At 55.8% G+C, this 14,139-nt stretch carries 13 protein-coding genes; all 13 read right to left on the bottom strand.

What is annotated here, in order from left to right; translation table 11 throughout:
- Nucleotides 1–2: 2 nt before the first annotated feature.
- On the bottom strand, nucleotides 3–1,763 hold the full coding sequence (locus SHEW_RS02025; RefSeq protein WP_011864198.1) for a GspE/PulE family protein: 1,761 nt from the start codon (nucleotides 1,761–1,763) through the stop codon (nucleotides 3–5).
- Complete coding sequence (locus tag SHEW_RS02020) at nucleotides 1,760–2,920, bottom strand: tetratricopeptide repeat protein (RefSeq protein ID WP_011864197.1); 1,161 nt, start codon at nucleotides 2,918–2,920, stop codon at nucleotides 1,760–1,762. Before SHEW_RS02020 ends, SHEW_RS02025 begins: the two co-directional genes overlap by 4 nt.
- A complete protein-coding gene (locus SHEW_RS02015; RefSeq protein ID WP_011864196.1) occupies nucleotides 2,917–3,822 on the bottom strand; it encodes an ExeA family protein in 906 nt (301 codons plus the stop codon). Before SHEW_RS02015 ends, SHEW_RS02020 begins: the two co-directional genes overlap by 4 nt.
- 4 nt (nucleotides 3,823–3,826) lie before the next feature.
- The gene (gene mshL, locus SHEW_RS02010; protein WP_011864195.1) at nucleotides 3,827–5,518 is read right to left on the bottom strand and encodes a pilus (MSHA type) biogenesis protein MshL; all 1,692 of its coding nucleotides are present in this window, start codon (nucleotides 5,516–5,518) and stop codon (nucleotides 3,827–3,829) included.
- Entirely contained in the window at nucleotides 5,519–5,845 is a 327-nt protein-coding gene (locus tag SHEW_RS02005; protein WP_011864194.1) for a hypothetical protein, read from the bottom strand.
- Nucleotides 5,826–6,482, bottom strand: a complete 657-nt coding sequence (locus tag SHEW_RS02000; protein ID WP_011864193.1) for a hypothetical protein — start codon at nucleotides 6,480–6,482, stop codon at nucleotides 5,826–5,828. Before SHEW_RS02000 ends, SHEW_RS02005 begins: the two co-directional genes overlap by 20 nt.
- On the bottom strand, nucleotides 6,479–7,084 hold the full coding sequence (locus tag SHEW_RS01995; protein WP_011864192.1) for a PilN domain-containing protein: 606 nt from the start codon (nucleotides 7,082–7,084) through the stop codon (nucleotides 6,479–6,481). The genes SHEW_RS02000 and SHEW_RS01995 overlap by 4 nt, the downstream gene beginning before the upstream one ends.
- Complete coding sequence (locus SHEW_RS01990) at nucleotides 7,085–7,963, bottom strand: hypothetical protein (RefSeq protein ID WP_011864191.1); 879 nt, start codon at nucleotides 7,961–7,963, stop codon at nucleotides 7,085–7,087. It abuts the gene before it with no gap.
- A gap of 236 nt (nucleotides 7,964–8,199) precedes the next feature.
- The gene (gene csrD / locus SHEW_RS01985; RefSeq protein ID WP_011864190.1) at nucleotides 8,200–10,110 is read right to left on the bottom strand and encodes an RNase E specificity factor CsrD; all 1,911 of its coding nucleotides are present in this window, start codon (nucleotides 10,108–10,110) and stop codon (nucleotides 8,200–8,202) included.
- A 174-nt stretch (nucleotides 10,111–10,284) separates the two neighbouring features.
- Entirely contained in the window at nucleotides 10,285–11,532 is a 1,248-nt protein-coding gene (locus tag SHEW_RS01980) for a malic enzyme-like NAD(P)-binding protein (RefSeq protein ID WP_011864189.1), read from the bottom strand.
- A gap of 179 nt (nucleotides 11,533–11,711) precedes the next feature.
- Nucleotides 11,712–12,482 carry a thermonuclease family protein gene (locus SHEW_RS01975; protein ID WP_011864188.1) on the bottom strand — a complete coding sequence of 257 codons (771 nt, stop codon included), beginning with the start codon at nucleotides 12,480–12,482 and terminating at the stop codon, nucleotides 11,712–11,714.
- 226 nt (nucleotides 12,483–12,708) lie between these two features.
- Nucleotides 12,709–12,921, bottom strand: a complete 213-nt coding sequence (gene rpmE, locus SHEW_RS20295) for a 50S ribosomal protein L31 (protein ID WP_011864187.1) — start codon at nucleotides 12,919–12,921, stop codon at nucleotides 12,709–12,711.
- Between the two features lie 180 nt (nucleotides 12,922–13,101).
- Complete coding sequence (locus tag SHEW_RS01970; RefSeq protein WP_011864186.1) at nucleotides 13,102–13,878, bottom strand: FimV/HubP family polar landmark protein; 777 nt, start codon at nucleotides 13,876–13,878, stop codon at nucleotides 13,102–13,104.
- Nucleotides 13,879–14,139 lie beyond the last annotated feature (261 nt).

The raw sequence follows: 14,139 nt of genomic DNA, 5'->3' as shown, positions 1-14,139 counted from the left end.
AGTTAGCCCTCAATCTCATGTTGATGGATCATCTCCTGCGAGATGGGTACCTGGGCATCGCTGGCATCTTCGATAAGCTTGGCCACCTCTTCCATAGTGGTCATGCCCTCAGCAAGGTAGTTGAGCGCCGACTCGGCCAGCGGAGTAAAGTTCGGGCTCTGGTAGGCGGCCTGGGCAAACGCCTGGGGATTGCCGCTACGCATCGCATCGATCATCTTCTCATCCAGCTCCAGGATCTCGAACACACCGATACGGCCACGATAGCCGCTACCGTTACAGCTCTGACAGCCGGTGCCAATACGAAACTTGGCCTGGCTGAAGTCGCGACCACTTATGCTGCTAAGCCAGGCATGATCGGCGGCGCTAGCATCATAGGGCTGGGCACACTTGTGACAGACCCGGCGCACCAGACGCTGAGCGATGATCACCCTAAGCGCACTGGCCACCAGATAGCTGGCGGCGCCCATGTCCAGCAGACGCAGGGCAGAGGTGACCGCATCATTGGTATGCAGGGTCGACAGCACAAAGTGACCTGTCAGCGCGCCCCTGAGGCCAATTTCCACCGTTTCCTGGTCACGCATCTCACCCACCATGATGATATCGGGGTCCTGACGCAAGGTGGTACGCAGTACGTTGGAAAAATCTAAGCCTATCTTATGGTTAACTTGTACCTGATTGATACGCGGCAGCTGATACTCCACCGGATCTTCTACCGTGATGATCTTGCGATCGGCGGTGTTGAGCTCACTCAACACGCCATAAAGCGTCGTGGTCTTACCGCTACCCGTAGGCCCGGTTACCAGCAGCATGCCGTGGGGGCGTTTGATCTGTCTGCGCACCCGCGCCAGCATCTCGGCCGGCATGCCGGTCTCATCTAAAGTCAGCAAGCCCGCAGACTGGTCCAGCAGACGCATCACCACTGACTCGCCGTGATAGATAGGCATGGTCGACATACGCACGTCTATCTTGTGTCCCTTGATCTCCATGTGGAAACGACCATCCTGGGGCAGACGCTTCTCTGAGATATCCAAGCCCGCCATCAACTTGAGGCGCAGCACCAGTGCCGAGGCGATATTCACCTCCTGCAGGGTATTCTCTTGCAGCTGACCATCGATACGCTGGCGGATCCTCAGCACCTTGTCACCGGGCTCGATATGAATATCTGAGGCGCGCATCTGCACCGCGTCTTCGAAGATCGACTGCAGTAGCTTAACCACAGTGGTCTCGTTGTCGCTGTCGGCATCGGTCAGGCTGGCGAGATCGAACTGATCGTCGGCGGCATATTCCTCCTCCAGCTTACCGGCGATCTGGGCGATCTCCCCGGTGCGGCGATACAGGTTGTCGAAGGCCTCCAGCAGCTGGGTCTCGGTAACCACGGCGATCTTAATCGCCTTGGGCGCCAGCAAGACCTCGATATTGTCCATCGCCTGCAGATCGGCAGGGTCGCTCATGGCCACCAGCACATGGTCGCCATTATCTTCCACCGCCAGGGCGCGATAACGACGGGCCTGCACCTCGGGTAGAAGATTCACGACTTGAGGCGGAATCGCCCGGCGGCTGATATCCAAAAAGGGAATATTAAGCTGCTGCGACAGAAACTTAAGCAGCTGCTCTTCTGTGATGCAGGAGAGATCGATCAGGGTGCGACCCAGCTTCTTGCCGGTATTTCTCTGCTCGGCCAGGGCCTGGCCCAGCTGCGCCTCGCTGATGATCGCTTCCTGTACCAATAAGTCGCCGAGGCGCATCTTTAACTTGGGTTTCACTCGATATCTCCTAACTGGGCCAGTCGCTGCTGAATAAAATCGCTGGCCTGCTGCGACAAGCCGGATAAGCCTAGGGCCTGACCGTAAGCCTGCTTGGCGCTGGTATATTTTTGCTGGGAATCTAAGGCGTAGGCCAGCCCCATCCACCACTTGGCCTGCGTGGGTTCGACCCTGGCCAGGCGGCGATAACTCTCTTCGGCCAAGGCAAATTGCGATGCCTGCTGGGCAAGATGACTCTGCTGCACCCACTTCTGCTTGGCGAGCAGGTGATCGTCTGGGATCGTGCCAAGCGCCGCCAAGGCCCCCTGGCTATCCCCCTGTGCCTCCAACACTTTGGCCAGCATGAGGGCATAATCAAGTTCCTGGGGATAGCGGGCGAGGCCCTGTTGCAGCACTGTCTTAGCCTCACCCAACTGCCCCTGACCATAATAGAGGGCAGCCAGATGCTGACGCGCGCCGTGCAGGGTGGGATCGAGTCTTATCGCCTCGCTAAAGTCATCCACTGCCTGGGACAGTTGCCCACCCTCCTGGGCCGACTTGCCCTGACTGAAACGTTTCTCGGCCAGCGCCTCGGGCGATAGCTTCACCTCGGTCACCGCCATGGAGCCGGTCGTTTTTGCTGTGTTGGCGTCCGCTGTCTGCTCGACCCGAACCCTCTGAGACTTAGCGGAAGGCTTGCTCTCAACAGCTGGCTTGCTCTCGACCTTAGGCTCAGCAACCGGGTCAGTATTAGATGTAGTCATGAGCTCAGCACTAGCTTCGGCACTAGACTCGATTTTGGCTGTAACCTGAGCATCTGCTGCCAGTGAAGCCTCAGTCTTTGATTCCTCGGCAGGCGCTTCATCTGCTGCCAGTGCCGTTTCATTCGAAGCGACTTTTTCTACGCTCGGCTGTTTGAGGTCGCCACTGGCGATCTCCTGGGCCAGAATCTGATTATCCTGTTGCAGCGCCAGATTAGTGCGCTCGAGGGCCGCGTAGCGATCCCACGCCAGATAGCCCATGGCCAACAGCAGCAGAGCAAGCAGTGCGAGCAGCAACCAGGGCAGACGCGACTGAGGCGCCTGACGATATTGCAGCGGCGGCACAGGCAGCTCATCCAGCCCATGGGACTGCTGGCGCTTATCCAGATCTTTGAGCATGGTATTGATGACGCTCATGCCAGCCCCCGGGTGAGCCAGAACCATAGCGCGCCGGCGCACAGTGACACGGCGCCAACCGTGCCCAGCCACCAAGAGGGAAACAGCCCCCTATCGGCATCCTGAGTGTCGGCAATCGCCCCCTTCACGTGGCGCAGGCTCACCTTGTCTGCTCCTTCGCCATAGGCCAGCAACAGCGCCTTATGTGACAAGATATTGATGAGTCTTGGAATTCCTCTTGCTGCACGGGCGATGCGTCTACTCTCACGAGCGCCAAACAGCCCCTCGCCGCGATACCCCGCCACCTCGAGTCTATGGGCCTGATAGGCTCTGGTCTCGTCGGCGGTCATGGGCCGCAGTTGATAGCTGAAGGTGATCCGCTGTCTGAGCTGACGAAACTGCGGCTGTTGCAGCCGGGTATCCAGCTCAGGTTGGCCAAACAAGACTACCTGCAGCAGCTTGCGACTCTCTGTCTCCAGGTTGGTGAACAGCCTCAGCGCCTCCAGGCTCTCGTCCGGCAATGCCTGAGCCTCGTCCAGCACTAGGACGATGGAATGTCCATGGGCACTCAGTGCAATAAGCTGCTGCTGAATAAGACTGGTAAGGCGCTGCTGATCCAGATCGGCACTGTATTTTAGCCCCAGCTCTAAAGCCAGTGCCCAACGCAGCTCGCTGGGACTCAGATAGGGATTGGGCAGATAGGCGCAGTGAAAGCGCTCGGGAATATCGTTAAGCAGCTTACGACAGATCAAGGTTTTACCCGTCCCGACCTCGCCGGTGACCTTGATAAAACCTTCCCCCGTCTGCAGGGCAGTTTGCAGCACTTGCAGCGCCTCGACATGGGGCGCCAAGCCGAAGAAGAAGCCGGTATTTGGCGTCAGCGAAAAGGGAGGCTGCGCCAAATGAAAGTGCTGCAAATACAATCGCCTACTCCTGCTTCTCTTCTGGGTACCAGCGATCCAGCAGGGCCTTGGAGCGTTGCAGCTCGGTCTGCCAGGTCTCGGCCCCCACCACGGTCGGCTTGAGCAGGATCACCAGCTCAGTCTTGCGTAGCGAGTTGGAACGATTGGTAAAGGCTTCGCCCAGAAACGGAATATCCCCCAGCAGCGGCACCTTAGAGATCAGCTCGATATTTTCGCTCTTCATCAGGCCGCCGATCACCACCACATCGCCGGTATTGGCCTTAATGACAGTGTCCGACTCGCGGATCTCGCTCTGGGCCAGCGGCAGCTCGAGTGTGCTGTCTGATACCTTGATCGACTTGTTCTGCTCCTTGATATCGATAACCGATGGGTGGATGTGCAGCAGCACACTGCCCTCCTCGTCGATCTGCGGCGTCACATCCAGCGCGATGCCAGAGAAAAACGGCGTCAGCTCCACTTCCGGTGTGGTGACCGGCGTGGTGCCCGCTACCGTGGTCGAAGACACATCTGTCACGAAATACTCATCTCGACCAACCTTGATCACCGCCTTCTGGTTATTCGAGGCCGTCACCCTTGGGCTCGACAGCACATCCACATCGCCTTGGGTATCGAGCAGGTTAATCATGGTGCTGAAGTCTTTGCCCTTGATCTGCAAGGAGGTGATGCCACCTATGGCCGAGGTGATCACATCCCCCAGACCATCGGGCGCGGGCGAGGTACCAAACTCGATGCTGTTGTTACCACTCTGACCCAGCACGCTTTCCCAATGGATCCCCTGCTGATAACCGTCAGACAGGGTCACCTCGAGCACCTTGGCCTCGAGGATCACCTGACGCTGCAGATGGCTCTCGGCGGTCTTAAGGAAGGTCTTCACCTGACGCAGCTCGTTGGGATAGGCCCTGATGGTCACCAGGCCAGCCTGCGGGCTGACCACCACCTGACGGCCGTCACCCGTGTTGCCTATGATAGATTCCAGCGTCTCTTTCAGCTCACCCCAGAAGTCTGTCTTGGTCTTGGAGCGGATAAAGGTGCCGTTAGTGGTCTCGTTGCTATTGTTGCTATTGCTGTCGCCACCGTTGTTATTCGAGTTATTGTTGTTGTAATTATTGCTGTTGTTACCGTTGTTACCGTTGTTATTACGGTTGTTATTGTTGTCCGAGATCCGCCCTGAGTTCACCGAGGTCAGCGACAGGCCCTGACGCTCCATGTAGAGATAGTTGAGCGGGAAGGTCTCGGTGCGCATGCCAGCAGGGAAGACACGCAGGATACGTCCTTCTCGGCTCACCTCGTAACCATAGATATCTTCGACCACCTGCAGCGCCTCGCTCAGGGTCACCCCCTTGAGGGACAGGGAGACTGTACCTGTCACATTAGGGTGCACGGCCACGCTCAGCGGCGTGCCCTGTACCAGGCTAGGGAAGAAGACCTTGGCATCGACATCCTTGGCCGACACATCGAAGCGTCGCTCGCTCGGCTGGCTTGGGGTCAAAGATCCGAGCAGGGCCGATGACTGCAGCTCACGCTGCACCGAATCTGGCATCACGGCCGCCGGTGGTGGCATTTGCGGCTTGTTCTGCGCCGCGGCAATCGAGCTATCGATCGCCGATTTCGACTCGACAGGCTGGGGACGATCCGTTGTCTGACAGGCGGCTAACATCAGCACGAGCAGAGGTGTTATGGTTTTCATCGCAGTCATTTATTGTCCCTTTGTCGCAGTTACTTCTGGGTAGAGCTTGATCTGGCGGCCATCGGCGAGCCAGACTCCCTGTGCCGTGATGCGAGTGATCCTCACACCTTGTACCCTGTCACCCGTGGTGAATGTCTTGTTATTGATAATGGCCGTCGCCGAATTGTCGGTGATCATCAGGCTGTTGAGCACCAGCTTCTGTCCACCTTGATGCTGCGCCGAGCCTGGGGCTCCAACACCTGGACGGGTCGGATCCCTCAGGGTCTGCGCCGAGGCCTGAGTCAGCCCAAGGCTAAGCAGCGCCAGCAGGCAAACACTAATCTTGATTCGCAACACTGATAAAGTCCTTGTTAATACTGAGTGTGTAGACCTCTAACGTCACCTCGGCCTTGGGATAATCGCCCACCACATAATCCAGTTGGCGCCAATAGAGCTTATTGGGCATGGCCTCGACCGCCTCGATAAACTTGAGGGTGGCAAAGTAATCTCCCTCGAACGCCAGCTTGATGCCGTGGCTGTAGAGGTTAAGCTTGTTCTCATCTCCTAATGCCAGCAGTGGCTTAGGCGCCAGAGACTCGAAACTTTGCAGGCGTATCCCTTGCACCCGACCCAGCAACTCGCCGAGCATGGTCGGCATCTTGTCGGCGGGCACCATGTCGACCATCTGAAACGACAGCTGCTGGTCGAGATCCTTGGCTTGTTGTTGTAGCCCAGCCAGACGCTGACGATATTCCTGATCGGGGTCGCTCGCCAGGGTCTGCTGATACAGGTCAATCTGTTGCTCTGAGATCCGGTTCTCTGCGGTTAAGGCCTTGATATTACTCTGCACGCGGCTGCTCTGGGTCAGCAGAGACTCGAGCGGCAGATAGAGCAACATGCCGATCACCACCACGACCGCCACGGTGATCATAATCCGCTCGCGCTGACTCAGTTGATCGAAGGCTTCGCCCCAGCGGACTATCTGTTGTTTCATTTCGCCTGCTCCTCATCACGCTTGCTGCGCAGCACAAATCCCAGCGGCTGCTTTTCGCCCCGGTTCATGGTGAGCGTGCTAAAGGTCTGCCCCTTGAGCGGCTCGACCCCTTGCAGGCGGGCCAGCCAGAGGGGGACAGCATTCGGCGCGGCGCTAAAGCCCTCGAAGACAAACTGATCTTCCTGCACCTGGATACGACTCAGCCAGAGCTGATCGTCGGTCACCCGCGCAAGTCCGGTCAGCAGGGGCGAATAGCCCTTGCTGGTGAGGGTCTCCACATGGGAGAGTTCGCCGAGTAGCAGACGCTTGAGTTCCACCTGCTGCGATAGGAGATCCACCTGCTGCACCAGTGCCTGAGAGGCGCTGCGCTTGGCGATGGCCTGCTCGAGCTGCGCCTTCTGTTGATCGAAAGCGGCCTTATCGCTGAGTAGCTGATGCTTGTCGGCCTCCAGGCTTCCCAGATGCAGATAGGCCAGTAGGTTCGCGGCCAGCAGCAAGACAAATAGGCCGAAGCCTAGCTGTAGTAGGCGCCTAAAGGAGAGGCGCAACCTAGGCGGTAACAGGCTGGCAGTAAAGAGATTGACCCGCAGTTTTGGATTCATCTAGGCAGGCTCCTCCGTTTGACGTTCAAGCTCGGCCAATGCCCATTGGGCCAACTTATCCTGCACCTGCTCACAGGCGATCACCTCGACGGCCTGATCGAAGTTCCGACTCAATAGCTGAGCCAGCATCTGACGCTCGCCGCCCATCAACAGGGCGATAGAGGCTACCGGTGCCTGGCGCAGCTGGCTCTCGAAATAGTCCATGGAGCGCTGCAGCTCCAGGCTGAGGTTATCGGCGACGTTAAGCTGCAGATCTTCGCTGGAGACTCTATCTAACTGACTGAATCCGCGGATACGGCGCTGCATATAGAGCTGCCCCTGTTTCACCACGGTCAGTAGCAGCTCGCTCCCGGGCTTATGACAAAGCACCATGTGCGCCAGCTTATCCCCGGCGCCATAGTTGCTGATGGCCATCTCTTCGATGCTGATCCCGGCAATGGTCACCTGGTGCTTATCCGCTGCCTTAACCAGCGCCTGCAGCATGGCCTTATTGACCGCGACCACAGTCACCTTGTTGTTGGTGGACTCTGGCGATTCAAAATAATCCAGATGCAGGGACTCGACGGGCTCTGACACCATATCCTTGATCGACCAGATAAGCGCCTGATGCATCTCTTCTGGCTGCACCATGGGCTTGTCGACCACCAGCAGCTGGTAGAAGTCCTCGCTGAGCACGAGTTGCAGGTTGGGAGCGGGGATCTTGTCGGTCAGCGCCTGAAATACGCCAGACCAGTCATCACCCGATAGGGGCAGAGAAAAGGAGGGATCGCCATCGCGGTTATAGAAGGTCACAGCGGCGGCGTTGAGGTATACGCCTAAATCGACTCTATCGTGCTTGGTTTGCCAGAAGGCAAATTTACTCAAAAGACTATTTTCCATTTAAGGCATATCCACCAATTTGATACTCACGCGCCATGAGTGTCCCAAATCGCTCTACCTCAAATGCCGGATGGATATTGCCTCGAGGAAAGCGTCAAAATAATAGCGTTATTGTAGCGACTAATCGCCTAATTTTATAGAAAAAATCTAACATCAATCAGATACACTCAGATAAACATAGAACAGTAACCCTGCCCTAACAAGCCCTTATCAGGCCCAACAGGGAGATAACAAAATCACGCGGCCTCTAGGGGATCGCTAAAGAAACTGCCCTGTCCTGCACTCACCCCTAAAATCTTCAACGTCTGCCACTCCTCCAGCGACTCGACCCCTTCGGCAAAGACCTGCACCTCGGTGCGATAGAGTCCGCCGATAAGGCTTCTGACAAACAATTGATTTTCTTGGCGTAAATGTATCTGTCGTACGATAGATCTGTGCAGCTTAATCAGATCTACGCGGCAAGATTGAAGATACTGGGTACTCACCACCTGCTGCCCCACCCGGTCGACACACAGGCTGGCACCCATCTTGGCGATCATATCCAGCGGTGCCTTCAGTTTCGCCAGATTATTCACCAGGATATCTTCGTTGATCTCGAAGATCAGCCGCGGCGTCAGGTGACGATACTCCAGCAGGGTCGTCTGTAGCCAACGGATAAAGGCGCGGCTGGTCAGCGTATCCAGAGAGAGATTAATACTGTATTTCCGCTGGTCCTTGGGTGACTTGGGTAACAGATCGAACAACACGGCCTCGATCACCTGACGCTCGATCTGGGGGATCAAGCCGCACTTGATCGCCATGGGCAAGAACAGGGTGGCGCGCACCAGGTTGTCGCTGCTGTCGCGCAGACGACAGGAGACCTCGCTATGGTGCTCCTTGCCATCGCTGTCGAGTATCGCCTGGGTGAAGGGCACCACGCGCTTGTTGACCAGAGCATACTCGAGAAAGCTGCGCCAGCGCACCGAGCCTCTGGCAAACTCCTCATCCACCGCGCCCTTGTCATACATGAACCAGCCGCTATTGCCCTGAAACTGGGCCGCCCGCAGCGCCATCTCGGCCTCTTCGATCAGCTGCTCCTTGCTCTCGCCCACCTTGAAGTAGGCGACGCCAATATGAAAGAAATCGTCGCGATTGTTCACCCCTTCCAGGGGCTGACTCAGGCAGACCTTGAGCAGCCTGGCGGCCAGCTTCTCGGCATCGGCCAGGGAGATCTGCGGCACGACTATGGCAAACTGATTGTAGGAGCGACGAGAGAAGATGCTGTTGGCCTGGCTGTCCAGCAGGTGACTGATGCCGCCTATGGTCTGGGTGAGCAGCTCCTGAATGCTGAACTCGTCTGCCTCCTGCTGTAAGAGATCCAGATCTTCCATCTCCAGCAGTAGCAGTACCCCGGGGGCCATCATGCCATCCTTGTTGCTCAGGGCGTCCAGGCGGTTCTTGAGGAACAGGCGATTGCCGATGCCCGACTCGGGGTCGAGGAAGGTGTTGGAGCGAATAAACTGATCGAACCTGGCGCGCTGCTTCTGGGCATCATCGAGCTCAAGCAACATCTGGGTCAAGGCGCGGTTGATAAGCCTTGGACGGCCATGGCCCGTCTCGGCCAGCGCCTTGTCATAGTCTCCCGAGAGGATCAGATGACTACGCTTAGCCAGATCTTCTATGCCCTGCAGCTGCAGGGCCAGCCAGAGATAGCCGCGGCGCACCAGCAGGCCTACCGCTATGCATCCCACCAGGAACACCAGACCGCCGTGCCAGCTGATGTTGTGCAGCAGGAAGGGCTGAGGCAGGCTGATATGAAAATGCAGGTCTAAGGTTTCGTTGAGTACCCTGTCGTAGTTGACCACACTCTGATCATGATTACCCCGGTCGAAGCGGTACAGCGTCTCATCACCCCGGATCAGGGTAAATTTTTGTGCATCGTAAGCGGCCAGGATCTGCGGCAACCAGATATCCAGGTGCTGAAGCTCGTGCCTCACCTGATGCTGCAGTAACATTTCTTCCAGCTCTGTCATCTGTTGCTGTTGAAACTTATAGGTGAGCTGAATGAAACTGACCAGGGCGGTAAGCAGAAAGATGAAGGCGACCGCAGCGAGGGAAAGCAGCCAAAAGCCGGTTAACTTCTTGGTGAGGAGTTGTGTCAATTTCATTTCCGCTTCCTGCAGGATTATTATTATTTTTTACGTCTGAGACCGCTTTATCATCTACGATCCCGAAAGGCTTTATCACCTAGGCTGAGCAACACCACTTACCATACAAATAAAGCGGTAATGGCACAATAAAAAAGGGCCCTGAGGCCCTTTTCTTATCATTACCATCGCCGATTAGGCCATGTAGTGCTCAGGCAGTGTTGGCAAGGCCGCGACACCCGAGTCGATAGCCGCCTGGGCAACGGCCTTGGCCACGTTTGACAGCAGGCGTGGATCCATCGGCTTAGGGATCACGTAATCTGGACCAAACTTCAGCTCGGTCACGTCTGGATAAGCAGCCAATACCTCGGCTGGCACAGGCTCTTTCGCCAGGGCTGCGATGGCGTGTACCGCGGCAATCTTCATCTCGTCGTTGATCTTTGCGGCGCGTACATCCAGGGCACCACGGAAGATGAAGGGGAAGCAGAGCACGTTGTTCACCTGGTTAGGGTAATCGCTGCGGCCGGTACCCATGATCAGATCTTTACGTACATCGTGGGCCAGCTCAGGCTTGATCTCTGGATCTGGGTTTGAACAGGCGAAGATCACCGGTTTGTCGGCCATCAGGGCAACGTCTTCAGCACTCAGCACGTCTGGGCCAGACAGACCCAGGAAGGCGTCGGCGCCCTTGATCACATCCTGCAGGGTGCGCTTGTCTGTGTTGTTGGCAAACAGCGCCTTGTATTCGTTGATATCTTCACGACGGGTGTGGATAACGCCCTTACGGTCCAGCATGTAGACATTCTCACGCTGCACGCCGCACTTCACCAGCATGGTCATACAGGCGATAGCCGCCGCACCTGCGCCCATACAGACAAAGACAGCCTCTTCCAGCTTCTTACCCTGGATCTCCAGGGCGTTGATCATGCCGGCTGCAGTCACGATGGCCGTGCCGTGCTGATCGTCGTGGAATACAGGAACGTTACAACGCTCAATCAGCGCCTTCTCGATCTCGAAACACTCGGGCGCCTTGATATCTTCCAGGTTGATGCCACCGAAGGTATCGGCAATCGCCTCGACCGTGTTGATAAACTCTTCTGCAGTGCGGTGCTTCACCTCTATGTCTGTGGCATCGATATTGGCGAAATGTTTGAACAGCAGCGCCTTACCTTCCATCACAGGCTTAGAGGCCAGTGGGCCCAGGTTACCCAGACCTAAGATGGCGGTACCGTTAGAGATCACAGCAACCGTGTTGCCCTTGGCGGTGTAACGGTAGGCATCGTCAGGATTGGCAGCAATTTCACGCACCGGCTCGGCCACACCCGGACTATAGGCCAGCGCCAGATCCATGCTGGTCTCTGCGGGCTTGGTCAGGCTAACGGCGGTTTTGCCTGGTACGGGGAACTCATGGTAGTCAAGGGCTTGCTGACGGAAATCGGCCATTTTAGTAATCCTGCAAAAAATGCGACAAGTGTATTCAGAGTAAGGTCTTATTTGCCCCGCCTCGCTCCCCCAGATTTGGCGAAAATCGACGCAGGTCATTAGAGCGCTAAGATACTCGAAATTAGGCGATTTTTAAACAAGATATTAGAAAATTTCAGTTTATTATGAAGCCAAACGGTCTAAGGCTTATTTTGCAAACTTATCTGCGAAGGATGATGGGCGATCATCTGCCATTTTTTGTAGGAATAATACAACTCACCACGCACAATTACCGGACTTTCAAGCAGGTTCAGGGTTAAAATGTTGCTAAATTTACCAGATTCTTCTCTAGGTATACCCACATAAAAGATTTCATCGATAATCAGCCACAATTGCTGACCTTTTCTTTCAAAACCCGTCACCACTCCTCTGACCTCTCGCCAGCGATTGCGATCGTCACGATTTAGCTCATCCGGCGACTTGGCTTGATAGCTTTTATGGCTCCATAATCCACGTCTTTCTTGACGAGCCTGGCGCTCGATATTGACCAAACACTGCCAGAAATAATCATTCTGATAGACCCTCGCCTTGGCATAGCCCTGACTCAGCATTATCTCCTGCAGGTGCTCTCCCTCCTGGGTATAGGCATAGGCTAAGGTTTTCCCTTTGGGATCCAGACGTTTACGATCGAAGGCCAGTTTGAGTTTCTGCCCAGGCAGCAGACGCGAGGCGAGGAAATTGCGCGCGCGATTGGCGAAGGGCTCAGACAGCTCTGGGTAGTGCCTGTCTATCTCGGGCGAGTCGATGCCGATAAGCCTCAGCTGACGGCCATCTTCCAGCATCAAGGTATCACCATCGATCACCGAGGCGAAGGTGACAGTCTCATCATAATGGGTCGGCGCGCACAGGCTGCCAGCGGCCGTCGCCAGGAAGGAGCAGAGAGAAAGAGAGAGGGCCAGAATCTTGTCCATAATGAATCGCTTCCCTAAATTAAACGCTCAGTCATCAGTAATATCATAACCTTACAAGCATGTTAGGCCGAGCGCCAACTCTATTCAAGAAAGCCCACTTGCAGGCCCACTTGCAAACTCAGTGACGGGATAAGTGGCAGGCTGAGCCCAAAGGCACAGACCTGCAAAAACGGGCAACAAAAAAGGCGCCATATAGGCGCCTTTTTCAGAGTTCTTTGCAGAAGTATTACTTCTTGCCAAGCATACCGAAACGCTTGTTGAACTTGTCGATACGTCCACCGGTATCCATAACTTTCTGAGTACCAGTGTAGAATGGGTGACATGCACCACATACGTCCAAGTGCAGTGGCTTACCTGCAGTTGAGTTTACTTTGATAACGTTACCACAAGTACAAGTTGCAGTGATTTCAGCATATTCAGGATGAATGCCTGGTTTCATTGGGATTACCTCAAGTTTAAGGCCATGTCGCACTTCCAACCCGAAGTCGGACACCACATGCAGTTAATAGAATATTTAGGCGCGAGATAGTACAGGATACCATCAATAGTTACAAGCATAGCCTGCAACTATTCTCCTGCGTTATCTGATTTTCCTTCCAGCGGCGATCGGCCGCCATGGCTATTCTGCCGTCAGCGCCTCGAAGGCTGCTCTTGCCGCATCGGCGCTCTGGTATCTCTGCTTGAGGGCCGCCGACGGGCACTTAAGGGTCACATCTGCCCGCAGGCCATTGATCTTGCGATCGTTAAAGGCATTGGGGTTCGCCTCGAAGATGGCCAGCATGGCGCCATAGGTGCTCAGCTGCCACTGCTTGGCGTAGGTGCTGCCGAGGCGCCACAGGGTCTGAGGCGGGGCATAATCCAGCTGACATCCCTGCTGCACCCGATCGCCTACATCGACAGGCGGCAAACTTGCTAGTGACTGCTGGGCAGCGGCAAGGGGTTGCGACGGCTGCTTGTTGGTCTTGGCTGTTTTAACCGGCGTATTTGATTTGACAGGCTTTGGTTTAACCGGCTTGCTCTGCTGATAAGCCGTGGCGGCATCAAACAGCGGCATGCGCTTCACCTCCTGCCAGTTGTTGACCAGATACTCCTTGACCACCAGCTGCGCCTCGCCATCTTCCACCTCTTCGACGCCACTTAGCAGCAACATATAGGAGTTCATCGGCTTGACCATCAATCGCTCGCTGCCGGAGCGCTGCTCGACGATAAACTGCACCTTATCCAGGTTGACCGATTGGGTAACGATATTGACCCTGAGCGTCGGGCGCTGCCCCAGATCTGACAGCCTTTGATTGATACTGACGTGGGTAAGCTTAGCCCAGGCGGGCAGACTCATTAGCCCGGCTTGCCCTAGCAGCACTAGGCACAGCATGACCAGATATTGCACTCTCTTCATCGCAACCTTCTTATCCCTGTTTGGGTGGATCGATTCGACTCTCAGACGCTCACCTCAGGGTCACACGCATCCGCCATCCGGCCAGTCGCCAACCCCGAGTCTCACCTAGCTATTAAGCAACAAGCTCTTTGATGTTTCAACAATTTTGTCACAAGTCTTAGATCTGAATAGCCTAAGCTTTCCACCGACTTGCGACAGATTCTGGTAGCCCTCGTCAGGCTGTCTGGTTACACTTGTTCTACTATTATTGCTGCCAGCCGA

The sequence above is a fragment of the Shewanella loihica PV-4 genome, assembly GCF_000016065.1.
GTDB lineage: Bacteria > Pseudomonadota > Gammaproteobacteria > Enterobacterales > Shewanellaceae > Shewanella > Shewanella loihica.
Note: the sequence above shows the minus strand (reverse complement) of the source record. Positions and strands in the feature narration are given on the sequence as shown.